The sequence below is a fragment of the Methylophilus sp. Leaf414 genome (genome assembly GCF_001425425.1).
Lineage (GTDB): Bacteria > Pseudomonadota > Gammaproteobacteria > Burkholderiales > Methylophilaceae > Methylophilus.
The window spans coordinates 320,967-336,698 of the sequence record NZ_LMQQ01000004.1; the positions used below are offsets into that span (position 1 = coordinate 320,967).

The following is a 15,732-nucleotide window of genomic DNA, read 5'->3' on the forward strand; positions in this document are numbered from 1 at the left end:
TACCAAGTATCAGTGCCTGGAGTTGAGCAATTGTTGATTACCAAGAAGGGGTTCCGAAGTCGGATACTTGTTATTTTAATGGTATCACGTTGCGCGCCGCCATGGTGATGACGAGGCCAACCTTTCAATCAGCCATAAGTGTCTCTTTTTTAGTGCTTTTGGTCAAGTTTTGCTTGAATTAACAATGCCTAACTACAGGTATTTGCTACGTTTATTTGATATTTTATATAAGAGTGTTTTCTGACTGTATGCATATTAACTGGTCCCATTATTTAGCCTTGAACGAATCATCCATACTGGATTTTTCGCAGCATGTATTACTGGTATTTGTTGATGCATTGCCAGCAACCATGCCATTTCACACCTCGCTGGAAAATAAACTCAAACGCAGCCAATCCACGTTGAAGGATATAGAGGAGAAGCCTGTTTCTTTAGAATTGGCTGATGGCGCATTGATCAGTATGGTGCAGCTTAAAACTGCACAGTCAGTTTTTGAGCAGCAGACTTTGCTCAGGCAAGCACTTAAACCGCTGCTGGCCGAACGACCAACCAGACTTGCAATGGCTGTTTACGGGCAAGCCATAGATTCAGTTGCAAAGTTGGCCGCATATGTCGCGCTAGTGAATGCTCAGAATTTACCTGCGTTGAAGCGCGACGCTAAATTAGCCGGGTTAAAAGATATCTGCATATTTGGCATTGATGCATTGCCGTGGATGACTGAAGTAGAAGCTACTGCCGCCGCTAACACTTTATGCCGCACACTTACGCTAACACCGCCCAATCAGCAGACGCCAAAGTTATACAGGGAGCGCTTGCAGGCATTAGCCAGCGAGCAAAACTGGCAGTATGCCGAATGGAATGTCGAACAACTGAAAGCCATGGGCGCTGGCGCTTTTGTGGCGGTCGCACAAGGGTCTGAGCCGCAAGATGCCGCCATCGTAAAACTGTCTTACCGTCATGCACAAGCATCGAAAACCCTGGCATTGGTAGGCAAAGGTATTTGCTTCGATACTGGCGGCCATAACCTCAAGTCTTCAAAATATATGCAGGGTATGCACCAGGATATGAATGGCAGTGCGGTGGCAGTCAGCATTTTGCAAGCCATTAGCACCCAACAATTGCCGGTTAATGTGGATTGCTGGCTGGCCCTCGCGCAAAACCATATCGGGCCTAATGCTTATAAGCAAAACGATGTGGTGACGGCGCTCAATGGCATGACCATTGAAATTGTGCATACGGATGCCGAAGGGCGCATGGTGCTGGCAGATACCTTAACACTAGCCAGCCGTGAAAAGCCGGATGCGATCCTGGATTTCGCAACCCTGACCGGCAGCATGCAAACAGCTTTGGGCACGCGTATGAGTGGCATTATAGCCAATTCACAGGCCTTGGCGTCTCAAGTAGCTGAGGCGGGTATCGTCAGCGGCGAGCGCGTAGTTGTTTTTCCGTATGCCGAGGATTACGACAGCGAGCTGGATAGCGAGATTGCCGATATCAAGCAATGCACTATGGAAAGCGATGCTGATCACATCATTGCCGCACGCTTTCTGGGCAAGTTTTTAGAAGGCAACATCTCATGGTGTCACGTCGATTTGTCTTCTTATGCGCACAAAGACGGGCTAGGTGCGGTAGCAAGTGAGGTCAATGGTTTTGGCGTTGCATTGACTTTGCAATGGTTAAAAACCTTTCTTGCCGAATAGTCTTTTAACCGCAGGCGCCGCAACGGGCCAGCCATTCGCGTCCCTTAAGCATAAGGTTCCAGTATAGCCATGGTAAAACATACTTCTTCAGCAACCAGGCAGAGCGGCGCGGTTTGGTGGAATCCCAGGGGAACGTAGGCACAATCTTGCCACCATACCCGAATTCGGCGAGGATGATTTTGCCTTTTTCTACCGTCAGCGGGCACGAACCATAACCGTCGTAGCGCGAAGGCAACGCTTTTCCTTCACGTTGCGCCAGCAGGTTTTCGGCAGCGATCACCACTTGCTTGCGCGCAGCTGCGGCGGTTTTGGCATTAGGTGTGCTGGTGCAATCGCCTACGCCAAATACTTCAGGGTAACGGACATGCTGCAAGCTGTGCTGATCCACTTCCACCCAGCCATCCGCATTTACTAACGGGCTTTGCTTCAAGAAATCCAGTGCTGTTTGTGGTGGCACTACATGCAGTAAATCAAACGGTTTGCTGATACGGGTCACATTGCCATCCGCATCTTTAACATTGAACCAGGCCGTTTTGCCTGGTCCATCTACTTCTACCAATGTGCTATTGAGATTAAGGTTAACTTTATAACGGCGGATATATTGCATTAAAGGCTCAACGTACTCTTTTACGCCAAACAACGCCGGTGTTGAGCTATAGAATGAAGCTTTAATATGACCCAAGCGGTTTTTGCCTTGCCATTCTGCGCATGAAAGATAAAGTGCTTTTTGTGGTGCACCCGCGCATTTGATCGGCATGGGTGGTTGAGTGAAAATCGCCTCACCTGATTGCAGTTGCTGTACCAGTTGCCAGGTATAAGGTGCCAGATCAAACCGGTAATTTGAAGTAACGCCATTTTTGCCTAACGTCTCAGTCAGGCCTTTAATGCCTTCCCAGTTCAGTTTCAAGCCCGCCGCAACCACCAGTTGTGTGTATTGGATAGTGCCTAGCTTGTCTGTAATCACTTGTTTCTCAGCCGGCTGAAATTCCATCACCGCTGCCTGTAACCAGGTAATACCGTCGGGAATAGCCTCAGACATTGGCCTGACGGTTTTGTTGACATCAAATTCGCCTGCGCCTACCAGCGTCCAGGCGGGTTGGTAATAGTGTTTATCGGAAGGTTCGATGATGGCAATGGTGAGTGATGGCGCGCGCTTTTTTACACTTGCCGCAAGTGCGCTGCCAGCGCTGCCGCCTCCCACAATGACAATGTCATAGGATATGTGACTCATAATATTTTTCCCTAAGTAATGAGGTCAGAATTCAAGATAAACGGAATAAGTGTCTGTGCGAGCGAATTGCCGTTGCACGGTACTCGAAACCTTTATATATATTTCAAGTATGCCGGTTTCTGCATTCCGTGCGCCTGGCACTTCATTTTGCGGGACGACTTATTCAGTGAATCATTAACGTTTTAGCCAGCCTAGCACCCGTGAGGACAGGTTCTGTCCGTCACCGCCTTGCTGGCTGCAACAGTCTGGTTTGTTCATGGCGTCAGACTGTAATGTTTGCTGATAAACGTTATTGGCCCGGTTGCCGGTACGGCAAAAGCCAAGCGCTGACCCTTGATGCTGGCTGAGCAGGGCGCGTAACTGATTGACATGCTCAGGTTGAATCTGGTTGGGAATCACAGGTATATAGGCATAAGCCAGCCCTAATGCTTTGGCTTTTTCGGCAAGCGCTGCATTGGTTGGTTGTGCCTCTCCACCTTCATTATCCGGGCGGAAATTGATCACTAATTTGAAACCCTGACTGGCGACGGTTTCCAAATCGGCTTCAGTTAATTGACCGCTGGTACTAAAGCGTTGATCAATTTTTTTGATATCCATACTGGCTCCTGGCATTCTTAAAACTGGATTGCGACGGCTTTTTGGCAAAACTCACGGTGCAGTACCTGTATGACAGACAGCGCAGCGGGGCTGCTGATACTGTAATACATATTTTTGCCTTCACGGCGGGTAGTCACCAGTTGCGCTTCACGCAAGACGGTTAATTGTTGTGACAGGCTGGGTTGGCGTAAATTCAAACTTGTTTCCAGTGCACTGACAGACTTCTCACCTTGCGACAGCTGGCACAACAGCATCAACCTGTCGCTGTTCGCCATCACTTTCAAAAGACTGCTGGCTTGGTCGGCCGACGCTCTCAACTGCTCAAAAATATTTGCTGCAATTTCCGACATCTGCGTAATACCCCTATTGAAGATCATTATTTTTATATTATGTGAATGGATTCATTGATTCCCAGATCAATAGCCAGTGATGCGAATCAATAAGGACAAGCAGAATATGTCCTGATGATTGTCACTACTTTGATAGCTGATGACTCAATTATGATAAAGTTTATCGCATAAAAGTGTGTCGTTGGAAGTTCTGCGTTAACGTGCAGACTCAAAATAAAAAACAAACTGGGGAACTGGATATTATGCAATCACTGTCATGGATGAGTCTGTTTCCCGAGCTGGAAGCACTTGAAGACTCGAATAAGAAATTATTATTGCAATATGCCCGTATCGTAGAAGCGCCGGTGGGCACGATTGGTTACCAGGAGGGCGATCACTGTAGTGGCTATGTTTTACGCCTGAAGGGCCGTTCACGAGTTTACAAAATGTCTGCCAGCGGACGCGAAATCCTGCTTTACCGCGTAGGCGCCGGTGAAACTTGCGTCATTACCACCACCTGCCTGTTAGGCAATAGCCAATATCCAGCTTCCACCATTGTGGAGGAGGAGATCCAGGATGTGATTGTGCCGGATGCGATTTTTCAGCGCCTGATGATAGATTCCGCGGTATTTAGGCAATATGTGATGCAGAATTACGGGGCATTAATCAGCGACCTGATTGTGCTGCTGGACGAAGTGGCTTTTCAGACGCTGGATGCGCGGCTCGCTAAATGTCTGCTCGATGTAGGCAATAACACCATTCAACGGACGCATCAGCAGATTGCCGATGAACTTGGCACCGCGCGCGAAGTCATCAGCCGCCAGTTAAAACGGCTGGAACAAAAAGGCTGGCTTTCAATGGGCCGCGGCGTGATTGAAATACAGCAGCGCGGCGAATTACTCAAACTCGCCAATAGCAGTCAGTAAAAAAAATCTGTATCTGCATCGATACAAATCCGCCACAGACCGATACATCCAGCAGTCGTCTCTCATGATTGAATGCACGTTATGCAAATAACTGCATCAAGCAGGTTTTGTTGAGAGGAAAAAGTGAATGCGAAGACTCATATCAGTAAGTGTTGTATTAATGGCAACCAGCCAGATGGCGTTTGCTGACCAAACGTTTATTGACAGGGCGCGCGTGCTGTCGGTCAGTCCGCAAGTGCAGCGTGTCAACCAGCCCCGCCAGGAATGTCAAACTGCCTATGTGCGCGAAAGTGTGTATGCGCAACCTCAGCGTTCTAACACTGGTGCCATTATCGGAGGGGTGGCCGGTGGTTTATTAGGCAGTACGATTGGTAAAGGCGGTGGGCGCGTCGCTGCGGCTGCAGTCGGTGCAGGTGTTGGCGCGATTGTGGGTGATCGGGTCGGTAACCAGAATGTATATAGCCAGGAGCGTGTAGTGACACGCCCGGTTGAACAGTGTGTAGTGGTTGACCAATGGCAAATGGTGACGACTGGCTATATGGTCAATTATGAGTATCAGGGCCGTCAATACAGTACTTTAATGGATAGGGATCCTGGTCCGGTGATGGATGTGACTGTTAGGATGAGGCCGCATTACACCCAGATTCAACCTGTACCGGTGATTTATCGTCCTGTGGCCTACGGTGCTTCGGATTTTCATCCAAGACCTGGCAAAGGGCATGGAGCACATAAGCCACGTCGCTATTGGGAGTAAAGCGGTAATTCGTGATGTGAGCGAAAGTTTTACCCTGAATGGATAGCGCTCTGAAATGAAAAACGCGATCCCCGATAACGGGATCGCGTTTTAAGCTTTAAGCAACACAATTACCGCGCCACTGCCACCATCTGTCTGCCTGGCCTGCGCATAAGCAATCACTTCGTCTTTTTGCATCAGCCAGTTTCTCAACTTGTGTTTAAGCACCGGCTCTTTATTTCTAGAGCCTAATCCTTTGCCGTGTACGATGCGTACGCAACGCAAACCACGCTTTTTACAGTCAGCGATAAATTCAGATACATAAAGTCTTGCTTCATCACTGATTAATCCGTGCAAGTCGATATGTGCCTGCACTACCCAGTGACCACGGCGAAGTTTGCTTAAGATGACAGGCGATTGCCCATCACGCAAATAAAGTAATTCTTCGCCACTCTCCAGTTCATGCGCAGGAATATAGTGATCACTTAATGAATCCATTAGGGCCTGTTGCTCATCACGAATCAATTGCCGTGGAATAGGTTTTGGTTTTTTTGGTGCATGCAGGATACGCTTGGGCTCTACCGGGCGTGCGCCTTTGACTGCTTCAAGGAACAGGTGAATGTCGTCGTCATCCTCTGTGTTTGGCAGGTCGCTGGTCATGGCGATATATTTTACTAGCTCAAGGCTGCATTCTAAAAGAAAAAAGCGCACCCTAGTTATATTAGCTTGGGGTGCGCTTTTTATTGGCTGCGTATTTGTGACTAAATATCCGGGCCGAACTTATTCCAGGTTTGTCAGATAGCGCTCAGCATCCAGTGCGGCCATACAACCGGTACCTGCGCTGGTCACGGCTTGACGGTAGATATGGTCCTGCACATCGCCTGCCGCAAATACACCTGGCACGCTGGTCGCAGTAAAGTTACCCTGGCGTCCAGCCTGGGTAACGATATAGCCACCTTCCATATCCAGCTGTCCTTCAAATATCTGGGTATTCGGCTGGTGACCAATGGCAATAAACACGCCTTTAAGCGGCACATCCTTTGTCGTGCTGGAATTCACATCCTTCAGGCGCATGCCGGTCACACCGGTGTTGTCGCCCAAGACTTCGTCCAGGGTATGAAAAGTTTCCAGCACTACTTTGCCTTCTTTGACGCGTTCCATTAACTTATCAACCAGGATCGCTTCAGCTTTGAATTTGTCGCGCCTGTGGACCAAAGTCACTTTGCTGGCGATGTTGGACAGATAAAGGGTCTCTTCGACAGCAGTGTTACCGCCACCAATGACGGCCACTTCCTGGTTGCGGTAGAAAAAGCCATCACAAGTAGCACAGGCAGAAACGCCCTTACCTGCAAACGCTTCTTCACTTGGCAGGCCCAGGTATTTGGCTGAGGCGCCGGTCGCAATAATCAGCGCATCACAAGTATATTCACCATTATCACCCACTAGACGGATAGGCTTTTCTTTCAGGTGCGTGGTGTGGATATGGTCAAAAATCATTTCGGTATTAAAACGCTCAGCGTGTTTCTGAAAACGCTCCATCAATTCCGGCCCCATCACGCCGTCAGCATCTGCAGGCCAGTTATCCACTTCAGTCGTCGTCATTAATTGACCGCCTTGCGCCAGGCCGGTGATAAGGACCGGACTTAAGTTGGCGCGGGCCGCATAGACGGCTGCACTGTAACCGGCAGGACCGGAGCCTAGAATCAATAAACGCGCATGCTTGGTAGCCATACTTTTCTTTCTTTTTTGGTTTAATCTGTTCAATAAAATGGGGATGAAATCACTTGTTGCAAGGTTTCATCCCCAGATTTAATAGCTAATTAAATTGCACCGCCTTTGCAATGCAATAAAGGTTATTTCTCTAACAAGCTACGTAACATCCATGCTGTTTTTTCATGCACTTGTAAACGCTGTGTCAGCAAATCAGCAGTCGCTTCATCAGCGGCTTTTTCTGCGGCTGGGAATACACTACGTGCTGTACGACAGACAGCTTCGTGACCGGCAACCAGTTCGCTGATCATGTCCTGTGCTTTTGGCACATCCACAGTTTCCTCGATAGAGGTCAATTTAGAGAACTGTGCGTAAGTACCTGGCGCATATACACCCAGCGAACGAATACGTTCGGCAATTGCATCAACCGCCAGTGCTAGTTCTGTATATTGTGTTTCAAACATCAGGTGCAATGTATTGAACATTGGCCCGGTGACATTCCAATGGAAGTAGTGGGTTTTCAGGTACAAAGTGTATGTATCTGCCAACAGTTTTGATACGCCCTCTGCAATTTCGTGGCGGTCTTTATTATTAATACCAATATCCATGATGTCTCCTTGTTGTCGTTGAATGTATTTTAAAAGCTAGAGTGCCTGTGTGCAATTTGATTTTGTTATAATCATTTAAGTTCACTTGCGTAAAGAAAGAGATAACGCATTGTTTTTTAATAAAAAAAATGTATCCAATGCACGTTTGGAAAAAGTGTCGACAGAAAAACAGCTGCGCGACGCCAAATTGCTGCGCGAAGTCAGCTGGATTGCATTGGCTGCGCTTGGCGTATTTCTGGCAGTGATCCTTGCATCATACTCGCATGAAGACCCGGGATGGACTCATGCGATCGGCGAGAATGACATTATTCATAATGCCGGTGGCACAGTCGGTGCGTGGATTGCCGATGTGCTGCTCTCTTTATTTGGTTTCTCTTCATGGTGGTTTGTGGTGCTGGCCTTTTATGTGGTGTGGTTGATGTATGAGCGACTGCATCTGGATGCCATTGAAAGACAGGACTGGTGGTTAAATGGCGTCGGTTTTGCGTTGCTGATATTGGCTTCTGCCGCGCTTGAATCCGGCCACCTGGTCAGCTTTCCTGCTGACTTCCCTTTAAAGCAGGGTGGTGTGATTGGCAGCGGCATAGATCACCTGTTGCGCAATATGTTTGGCTTTGCCGGTTCTACTATGCTACTGCTGGTACTGTTTGCAACGGCTTTCAGTTTATTCACAGGCTGGTCCCTGATCACAATGAGCGAGCGTCTGGGTGAATGGGTGATTCAATTTCACCAATGGAGCACACTGAAGTTTCAGGATTGGCAAGACCGCAAAGTCGGGCGCCAGGCTTTGCAGGCGCGTGAAGAGTTTGTCGAGTCTGAACGTAAACGCGTTGAAGACCGTAAACCTGTAGAAATTGCCGTGCCTGAAGTACTTGTAGTGCCCAGTGAACGTGTGATTAAAGAAAAACAAACCGTTTTGTTTGAAGCCATTGAGCAGGAAGGCTTGCCAGCACTGCATTTGCTGGATGCCCCTAATCAATCTGTGGAATTACAATCGGCAGAAACCCTGGATTTCACTTCACGCCTGATCGAACGCAAGCTGATGGATTTCGGTATCGAAGTCAAAGTCGTGCTCGCCCAGCCTGGCCCCGTGATTACGCGCTATGAGCTGGACCCTGCACCTGGCGTAAAAGGTAGCCAGATCACCAATTTGTCCAAAGACCTGGCGCGGGCATTGTCAGTGATCAGCGTGAGGGTTGTCGAAACCATTCCCGGCAAGAGTTATATGGGTCTGGAAATTCCTAACCCCAAACGTCAGATTGTTTCCCTGTCTGAAATCATGGGCAGCCAGGCGTATGCCGATATGAATTCACCTATCGCGATTGCCATGGGTAAAGATATTGCCGGTAAGCCGATTGTGGCCGACCTGGCAAAAATGCCGCATGTGCTGGTCGCGGGTACGACCGGTTCCGGTAAATCGGTTGCGATTAATGCGCTGATCCTGAGCCTGCTCTACAAGTCAGAGTCCAATCGTGTGCGAATGATCCTGATTGACCCGAAAATGCTGGAGTTGTCCGTGTATGAGGGCATTCCGCATTTGCTGGCACCAGTAGTGACGGATATGCGCCAGGCCGCTAATGCATTGAACTGGTGCGTGGCCGAGATGGAACGCCGTTACAAACTAATGTCTACTTTAGGCGTACGTAACCTGGCCGGTTATAACCAGAAAATCCAGGAAGCCAAAAAGCAAGGCACTTCGATTCCGCACCCGTTCAGCCTGACACCGGATGAGCCGGAGCCGTTGGACGAAATGCCATTGATTGTTGTCGTGATCGATGAGTTGGCCGACCTGATGATGGTCGTCGGCAAGAAAGTAGAAGAGCTCATTGCCCGCCTGGCACAAAAAGCGCGTGCATCCGGTATACATCTTGTATTGGCAACGCAACGCCCTTCAGTAGATGTGATTACCGGTTTGATTAAAGCCAACGTGCCGACCCGGGTGGCTTTCCAGGTTTCGAGCAAAATTGACTCACGCACGATTCTTGACCAGATGGGCGCTGAAACGCTTTTGGGTCAAGGCGATATGCTCTACCTGCCGCCAGGTAGCGGTTATCCGCAGCGTATCCATGGAGCCTTCGTCAGCGATGGAGAAGTGCATAATGTGGTTAACTTCCTTAAGGCGCAGGGTGAACCTAATTACATTGAAGGCATTCTGACCAATGAGACCGAAGGTGGCGACATCGATGGCGTGCTGGGTGGTAGCGAGGATGCCGGTGGCGAAAAAGACCCGCTGTACGATGAAGCGGTTGCGATAGTGCTGAAAACCCGCCGCGCGTCTATTTCCTCTGTGCAACGCCAGTTGCGCATAGGCTATAACAGGGCGGCAAGATTAATTGAAGATATGGAGCGTGCAGGTTTGGTATCCGCGATGCAAAGTAATGGTAACCGTGAAGTATTGGTAAAAGCTGGAGGTGACCATGAGTAATCTTTTTAATAACCAAAAGTCAGGCGCTGCAGTTTTTTCACGGATACGTGCGCTATTCGGCGCTGCTCTATTGGTGATAAGTATGATTCCGCCATTGACAGCGTACGCCGATGGTGTAGATGATTTAAAGCAGTTTTACCAATCTACGCAATCGATGCGTGCCAAATTCACACAAACTGTATTCGACCAGAAGGGTCGCAAGCTGCAGGAAGTGAACGGTAATATGCTGCTGCAACGGCCAAATAAATTCCGCTGGGATTACCAAAAGCCTTTTGAGCAGCAAATCATCAGCGACGGCCACCAGGTATTTTTATTTGATGTCGATTTGCAACAGGTCAGCGTTCGTACCCTGGATAAAGTGTTAGGCACCAGTCCGGCTGCCTTATTGGCCGGTGGACCAAATGTGGAGGAAAGTTTCCGTCTGACGCGTCTGGTGGATTATGAAGGCTTGCAACGCGTGCAAGCCAAGCCAAAACAAAAAGACAGTGGTTTCCAGGTGGTGATTATCTCGTTTGACCATGGCAAGCTCGCAGAAATGCGGCTGGTGGATGCCTTTAGCCAGAGTACGCATATTGTGTTTTCAAATGTTGAAGTCAATCCGTCATTAAACACTTCACAGTTCCTGTTTACCGTGCCAAAAGGGGTGGATGTGGTGGGTGAGTAAATCTTCACCACCGCATACGTAATATGTCTTCCCTGTTTGAGCCGGCAACGCCTTCTTCAGTACCGCTAGCCGAGCAACTGCGCCCCAAAACACTGAACGAAGTGGTTGGGCAAACGCATTTGCTGGGTGAAGGTAAACCTCTGCGTCGCGCGTTTGAATCCGGCAAATTGCCCTCCATGATTTTGTGGGGCCCGCCGGGCGTCGGTAAAACTACCCTGGCGCGTTTGATTGCACAGACTGCCGATGCGGAATTCGTACCTTTATCTGCGGTATTGTCCGGTATCAAGGATATACGTGAAGCGGTAGAGCGTGCCGAGCTGACATTGCAGCAAAGCGGCCGCAATACTATTCTGTTTGTGGATGAGGTGCACCGCTTTAACAAAGGCCAGCAGGATGCGTTTCTGCCATTTGTTGAAAGCGGACTCATCACTTTTATCGGCGCAACAACCGAAAACCCTTCATTTGAAGTAAATAGCGCGTTGCTAAGTCGTTCACAGGTGTTTGTGCTGTCCGCGTTGAGTGAAGATGAGCTGGCTGAATTACTTGAACGTGCACGCCTCAAAATGGCGCCAAAGGTTACCCTTAATAATAAGGTCAAAGAACAGGTATTAGATTACGCCGATGGCGATGCCAGGCGCTTGCTTAACTTTGCAGAAGGGCTGTTCAACGGCGCCCTCACTGCCAATATAAATACCATTGACGAGGCATTTTTGCAGTCCAGCATGGCCAGCAAATTGCGTCGGTTTGACAAAGGCGGCGAAGCGTTTTATGACCAGATTTCCGCTTTGCATAAATCAGTACGCGGTTCTAACCCTGATGCAGCTCTGTACTGGTTTGTACGCATGCTTGATGGCGGCGCAGACCCCTTATACCTCGCACGACGTATCGTTCGCATGGCGGTGGAGGATATCGGCCTGGCTGATCCTAAAGCACAAACGATGGCGCTGGAAGCCATCCAGATTTATGAGCGCCTTGGTTCGCCAGAAGGCGAGTTAGCACTCAGCAATGCAGTGATTTACCTGGCTGTGGCAGCGAAAAGTAATGCTGCCTATATGGCGTATAACCAAGCCAAAGCGTTTGTCTCGCAAGATAAGTCGCGGGCCGTGCCATTACATTTGCGTAACGCACCCACCAAACTGATGAAATCGCTGGATTACGGCAAAGAATATCGCTATGCGCACAATGAACCGAATGCCTATGCCGCTGGCGAGCAATACTTTCCCGACGATTTGCCAGCGCAGACATTTTACGAACCCACACCACGTGGATTGGAAGGTAAAATAAGCGAAAAGCTCAACCACTTACAAGAACTTGACCAGCAATACTTGAACAGCAAAGCGAAAAAATAAATGTTAGATATTCAACAACTTAGAAACGACTTGGATAATGTGACTGCGCGCCTGAAAGCGCGCAAGTTTGATTTTCCAGCTGATGCTTTTAAAGCCATGGAAGCCGAGCGTAAAACCATCCAGACCAATACCGAAAACCTGCAGGCCAAGCGTAACGCTGCTTCCAAGCAGATTGGCATTGCAAAATCCAAAGGCGAAGATGCCAGTGCAATTCTGGCAGAAGTTGCTGGACTAGGTGATGAGTTAAAAGCGGCTGAAGCGCAATTGAATGAAATTCAGGCCAATTTGCAAGCCTTGATGCTGAATGTGCCTAACTTGCCGCATGAAAGCGTGCCGGTGGGTAATGATGAAACGCAAAATGTAGAAGCCCGTCGCTGGGGTACGCCACGTAGTTTTGACTTTGAAATCAAAGACCATGCCGATGTGGGTGCACCATTAGGCCTGGATTTTGATACTGGTGCTAAATTGTCAGGCGCACGTTTTACACTAATGAAAGGCCAGATTGCCAGATTGCATCGCGCGATTGCGCAATTCATGCTGGATACGCAAACTGAAAAACATGGTTACACCGAGTGTTATACACCTTATATGGTGAATCGCGAGACTCTTGTCGGCACCGGCCAGTTGCCCAAGTTTGAAGAAGACCTGTTTGTTACGCCACATAACGATAGCAAGTTGTACCTGATTCCAACTTCTGAAGTGACTTTGACCAATACTGTGCGTGACGAGATCGTCGCGCTGGAATCACTGCCGATTAAACTTACAGCACATACGCCATGTTTCCGCTCTGAAGCTGGTTCTTATGGCCGTGATACCAAAGGCATGATCCGTCAGCACCAGTTTGATAAAGTGGAAATGGTGCAGATCGTGCACCCTGAAAACAGTTACCAGGCGCTGGAAGAAATGGTTACCCATGCCGAAAAAGTATTGCAGGCGTTGGAATTGCCTTATCGCGTTGTGTCATTGTGTACTGGCGATATGGGCTTTGGCGCTGCAAAGACGTATGACCTGGAAGTGTGGTTGCCTGCGCAAAACACTTACCGTGAGATTTCTTCTGTGTCTAACTGTGAAGCTTTTCAGGCGCGTCGTTTGCAGGCACGATTCAGGAATGCCAATGGCAAGCCCGAGTTGCTCCACACCTTGAACGGGTCCGGTCTGGCAGTAGGGCGTACGCTGGTGGCAGTTTTGGAGAATAACCAGAACGCTGATGGCAGCGTGACAATACCAAAAGTACTGCAGCCTTATATGGGTGGCAAAACGGCTATTACAGTTTAGTTAACTTACAGCTTTTAAACTAATCTGCCTTGGCTATCAGCCAGGGCATTTTTGTATCGGCAATCCGGTAGGGATCCAGGTTAGGTTCATAGACGGGATAGTATTTCTGCATGATCTGGTAATAGCTGCGCACCAGTTCAGTGTAAATCACCGGCGCGCCACAGCTGCAGTAGCCATGTTTGGCATTCACGTAATGCGCAGGGTCATTCAGGAGTTGATAGCCGCGTTTGACATCCGCCCAGCTGTCCGGATTCAACCCCAGCCGTTGCGCAATAATGCGCGCATCTTCCAGATGGCCGACGCCATTGTTATAAGCTGCCAGTGTCATAAAGGTGCGGTCGGGTTCGGGAATGCGCGATGGCAGCCTGTCTTTCAGCCATAGCATAAATTTAGCTCCTGCCATAATGCTTTGCTGGGGGTCCAGCCGGTTGGTCACATTCATCATGTTAGAGGTTTGCTCGGTCAGCATCATCAAGCCGCGCACATTGGTCGGTGATGTGCTGTAATTGTCCCAGTGTGACTCCTGGTAACTCAGTGCTGCCAGCAATCTCCAGTCTATGTCGGTGATTTCCTGGGCGCTTTTAAACAGTCGCACATATCTGGGTAGCAAAGTATTGGATTTACTTAAAAAAGTCGCTACATCCACCTGTTTAAGGCGTTTGGTATGGCCATAGTAACGATCAAGCAGGTTACGCAAGGTGCCATCTTTCTCTATCTTCTTGAAAAAGGCCTGTACCTGTTTCAGTTTTTCTTCGCCAGAAAATTTATTCAGCGCCCAGGCAATTTTATCCACCGGGCCCAGCATCAGCCCGGCATCCAGTTGCGGATAAAGATATTGCATGATGGCCAGCAGGTGATTATCGGCTACCGTGAAATCAATTTCATTGCGAGCCACGGCTTCTATCAATTGTTCTGAACTGAGCTTTTCCGTTTCGCGCCAGGTCAGTTGCGGATGCTGAGACTGTAGTTCGCGCATGCGTTCGACAAAGCTGGTGCTTTTCGGCAATACAATTCTTTTATTGAATAGCGCATCTGGCTTGACTGGTTCACTGTTGTGGTCACGGTTGTAAACCACCATAGACTGCACCTGGTTAAAGGCAGGCCCAAACAGGAACTGGCGTTTGCGCGAAGCGGTAATGCTGATATCTGCCGCAGCAATATCGGCCTCGCCGCGCATCAGGGCAGGGAAAACCTTATCAAAGCTCTCAACGACAATAAATTCAAGCTTGTATGGCGATCCGAGGAAGTCAACAAAACGTTTGGCCAGGTCATATTCCAGCCCGGCATAATTATTCTGGCTATCAATGAAATAGGTATCAGGGCTGTTGATGGTGACGAAGCGGATGGTGTAGGGATCTGGCTTGGATTTTTCTAACGTGCGTTGCTTGGGCGAGTTGGCGTCGTTGCAGGCGAATAGCACCCCGCATAAACAGGCAATAAAAGCCCATTGCCATGCGTGACGTGCGGGAATACAGGGTAGAGAACGCATGCGATAGCGCGAAAAAAGCGATTAAGACCGCGTTTCGACCTTGCCCTGGTCGGCAATCAGTATTTTGCTTGCCAGCTTGGCGAAAATACCGTGCTCAACCACACCGGGAATATTGTTGAGCAAAGCATTCAACTGATGGCTATCGATATTGGCATCAAAGCGCATATCCAGCACCAAGCTGCCATGACTGGTAATACAGAGGCCATCTTTGGCCGCGTTAGGGCGTAAATCACCAGTGCCGCCAATCGCTTCAATACTGCGTTTGGCTGCTTGCCATGCAAACGGGATTACTTCAATCGGGATAGGGAAGTTTTCGCCGATACGGCCGACCAGTTTGCTTTTGTCGGCCACGACAATAAATTCTTTTGCTGCCTTTGCCAGCAGTTTTTCCATGACCAGGTCATAACCACGACCCTTGAGCAGGCTGTTATCGGCGGTGATTTCGTCGGCACCATCGACATACAAGTCAATCTGGCTTAACTGCGCCAAACTCAACACCGTTAATCCAACCGATTGTGCCTTGATCATGCTGATATTGGAGCTGGCAACTGTGGTGATGCGCAGGTTTTCCTCTTGCTGGCGGGCAGCCAGTGCCTCAATAAAGTAATTGGCTGTGGAACCTGTGCCCAACCCCACAATCATATCGTTCTTGACGTAGCTGGCTGCTTCCAGCGCGACGGCCTGTTTATCGTTCAT

General features: G+C 49.0%; 15 protein-coding genes. 7 read left to right on the plus strand and 8 right to left on the minus strand.

All coding sequences use genetic code 11. The features are described from left to right. Positions 1-248 precede the first annotated feature (248 nt). Complete coding sequence (locus ASG24_RS10465) at positions 249-1,700, plus strand: leucyl aminopeptidase family protein (protein WP_055871123.1); 1,452 nt, start codon at positions 249-251, stop codon at positions 1,698-1,700. A gap of 4 nt (positions 1,701-1,704) precedes the next feature. On the opposite strand, the gene ASG24_RS10470 is transcribed toward ASG24_RS10465, so the two are convergent. From ASG24_RS10470 to ASG24_RS10480, 3 genes are all read right to left on the minus strand, one after another. Further along, entirely contained in the window at positions 1,705-2,931 is a 1,227-nt protein-coding gene (locus ASG24_RS10470; RefSeq protein ID WP_055871126.1) for an FAD/NAD(P)-binding oxidoreductase, read from the minus strand. A gap of 174 nt (positions 2,932-3,105) precedes the next feature. Next, entirely contained in the window at positions 3,106-3,528 is a 423-nt protein-coding gene (locus ASG24_RS10475; RefSeq protein ID WP_055871129.1) for a TIGR01244 family sulfur transferase, read from the minus strand. 17 nt (positions 3,529-3,545) lie between these two features. Further along, on the minus strand, positions 3,546-3,878 hold the full coding sequence (locus ASG24_RS10480; RefSeq protein ID WP_055830005.1) for a helix-turn-helix transcriptional regulator: 333 nt from the start codon (positions 3,876-3,878) through the stop codon (positions 3,546-3,548). Between the two features lie 242 nt (positions 3,879-4,120). Here ASG24_RS10480 and ASG24_RS10485 point away from each other — a divergent pair, with 242 nt between their 5' ends. Both ASG24_RS10485 and ASG24_RS10490 read left to right on the plus strand, forming a co-directional pair. After that, positions 4,121-4,783, plus strand: coding sequence for a Crp/Fnr family transcriptional regulator (locus ASG24_RS10485; protein ID WP_055872030.1), 663 nt, complete (start codon positions 4,121-4,123; stop codon positions 4,781-4,783). A 127-nt stretch (positions 4,784-4,910) separates the two neighbouring features. Further along, positions 4,911-5,537, plus strand: a complete 627-nt coding sequence (locus ASG24_RS10490; protein WP_055871131.1) for a glycine zipper 2TM domain-containing protein — start codon at positions 4,911-4,913, stop codon at positions 5,535-5,537. Positions 5,538-5,627: 90 nt separating this feature from the next. Here the strand turns inward: ASG24_RS10490 and ASG24_RS10495 are convergent, their stop codons facing one another. The 3 genes from ASG24_RS10495 to ASG24_RS10505 form a co-directional block, all read right to left on the minus strand. Continuing rightward, the gene (locus ASG24_RS10495) at positions 5,628-6,176 is read right to left on the minus strand and encodes a Smr/MutS family protein (protein WP_055871133.1); all 549 of its coding nucleotides are present in this window, start codon (positions 6,174-6,176) and stop codon (positions 5,628-5,630) included. 120 nt (positions 6,177-6,296) lie between these two features. Beyond that, positions 6,297-7,247, minus strand: coding sequence for a thioredoxin-disulfide reductase (trxB, locus tag ASG24_RS10500; RefSeq protein ID WP_055871137.1), 951 nt, complete (start codon positions 7,245-7,247; stop codon positions 6,297-6,299). A 122-nt stretch (positions 7,248-7,369) separates the two neighbouring features. Continuing rightward, on the minus strand, positions 7,370-7,834 hold the full coding sequence (locus tag ASG24_RS10505) for a Dps family protein (RefSeq protein ID WP_055871140.1): 465 nt from the start codon (positions 7,832-7,834) through the stop codon (positions 7,370-7,372). A gap of 109 nt (positions 7,835-7,943) precedes the next feature. On the opposite strand from ASG24_RS10505, the gene ASG24_RS10510 reads away from it, so the two are divergent. The 4 genes from ASG24_RS10510 to serS all read left to right on the plus strand — a co-directional run bounded on the left by ASG24_RS10510 (position 7,944) and on the right by serS (position 13,547). Next, positions 7,944-10,259 (plus strand): DNA translocase FtsK, encoded by a 2,316-nt coding sequence (locus ASG24_RS10510; RefSeq protein WP_055871143.1) that lies wholly within the window; start codon positions 7,944-7,946, stop codon positions 10,257-10,259. Positions 10,260-10,341: 82 nt separating this feature from the next. Then, positions 10,342-10,923 (plus strand): outer membrane lipoprotein chaperone LolA, encoded by a 582-nt coding sequence (lolA, locus tag ASG24_RS10515; RefSeq protein WP_055830003.1) that lies wholly within the window; start codon positions 10,342-10,344, stop codon positions 10,921-10,923. A 23-nt stretch (positions 10,924-10,946) separates the two neighbouring features. Continuing rightward, positions 10,947-12,272: a replication-associated recombination protein A gene (locus tag ASG24_RS10520; protein ID WP_055871146.1), complete on the plus strand. Its 1,326-nt coding sequence runs from the start codon at positions 10,947-10,949 to the stop codon at positions 12,270-12,272. Continuing rightward, complete coding sequence (gene serS, locus ASG24_RS10525) at positions 12,273-13,547, plus strand: serine--tRNA ligase (protein ID WP_055871148.1); 1,275 nt, start codon at positions 12,273-12,275, stop codon at positions 13,545-13,547. 19 nt (positions 13,548-13,566) lie between these two features. Here the strand turns inward: serS and mltF are convergent, their stop codons facing one another. Together mltF and rpiA are read right to left on the minus strand one after the other, a co-directional pair. Next, positions 13,567-15,036, minus strand: coding sequence for a membrane-bound lytic murein transglycosylase MltF (gene mltF / locus ASG24_RS10530; RefSeq protein ID WP_055871152.1), 1,470 nt, complete (start codon positions 15,034-15,036; stop codon positions 13,567-13,569). Positions 15,037-15,057: 21 nt separating this feature from the next. Next, positions 15,058-15,732, minus strand: coding sequence for a ribose-5-phosphate isomerase RpiA (gene rpiA / locus ASG24_RS10535; protein WP_055871155.1), 675 nt, complete (start codon positions 15,730-15,732; stop codon positions 15,058-15,060).

Excerpts from the sequence above, each read along its gene's own strand:
- ASG24_RS10465 (WP_055871123.1), top strand. The coding sequence starts at position 249 with ATGCATATTAACTGGTCCCATTATTTAGCCTTGAACGAATCATCCATA.
- ASG24_RS10470 (WP_055871126.1), bottom strand. The coding sequence starts at position 2,931 with ATGAGTCACATATCCTATGACATTGTCATTGTGGGAGGCGGCAGCGCT.
- ASG24_RS10475 (WP_055871129.1), bottom strand. The coding sequence starts at position 3,528 with ATGGATATCAAAAAAATTGATCAACGCTTTAGTACCAGCGGTCAATTA.
- ASG24_RS10480 (WP_055830005.1), bottom strand. The coding sequence starts at position 3,878 with ATGTCGGAAATTGCAGCAAATATTTTTGAGCAGTTGAGAGCGTCGGCC.
- ASG24_RS10485 (WP_055872030.1), top strand. The coding sequence starts at position 4,121 with ATGCAATCACTGTCATGGATGAGTCTGTTTCCCGAGCTGGAAGCACTT.
- ASG24_RS10490 (WP_055871131.1), top strand. The coding sequence starts at position 4,911 with ATGCGAAGACTCATATCAGTAAGTGTTGTATTAATGGCAACCAGCCAG.
- ASG24_RS10495 (WP_055871133.1), bottom strand. The coding sequence starts at position 6,176 with ATGACCAGCGACCTGCCAAACACAGAGGATGACGACGACATTCACCTG.
- trxB (WP_055871137.1), bottom strand. The coding sequence starts at position 7,247 with ATGGCTACCAAGCATGCGCGTTTATTGATTCTAGGCTCCGGTCCTGCC.
- ASG24_RS10505 (WP_055871140.1), bottom strand. The coding sequence starts at position 7,834 with ATGGATATTGGTATTAATAATAAAGACCGCCACGAAATTGCAGAGGGC.
- lolA (WP_055830003.1), top strand. The coding sequence starts at position 10,342 with ATGATTCCGCCATTGACAGCGTACGCCGATGGTGTAGATGATTTAAAG.
- ASG24_RS10520 (WP_055871146.1), top strand. The coding sequence starts at position 10,947 with ATGTCTTCCCTGTTTGAGCCGGCAACGCCTTCTTCAGTACCGCTAGCC.
- serS (WP_055871148.1), top strand. The coding sequence starts at position 12,273 with ATGTTAGATATTCAACAACTTAGAAACGACTTGGATAATGTGACTGCG.
- mltF (WP_055871152.1), bottom strand. The coding sequence starts at position 15,036 with ATGCGTTCTCTACCCTGTATTCCCGCACGTCACGCATGGCAATGGGCT.
- rpiA (WP_055871155.1), bottom strand. The coding sequence starts at position 15,732 with ATGAACGATAAACAGGCCGTCGCGCTGGAAGCAGCCAGCTACGTCAAG.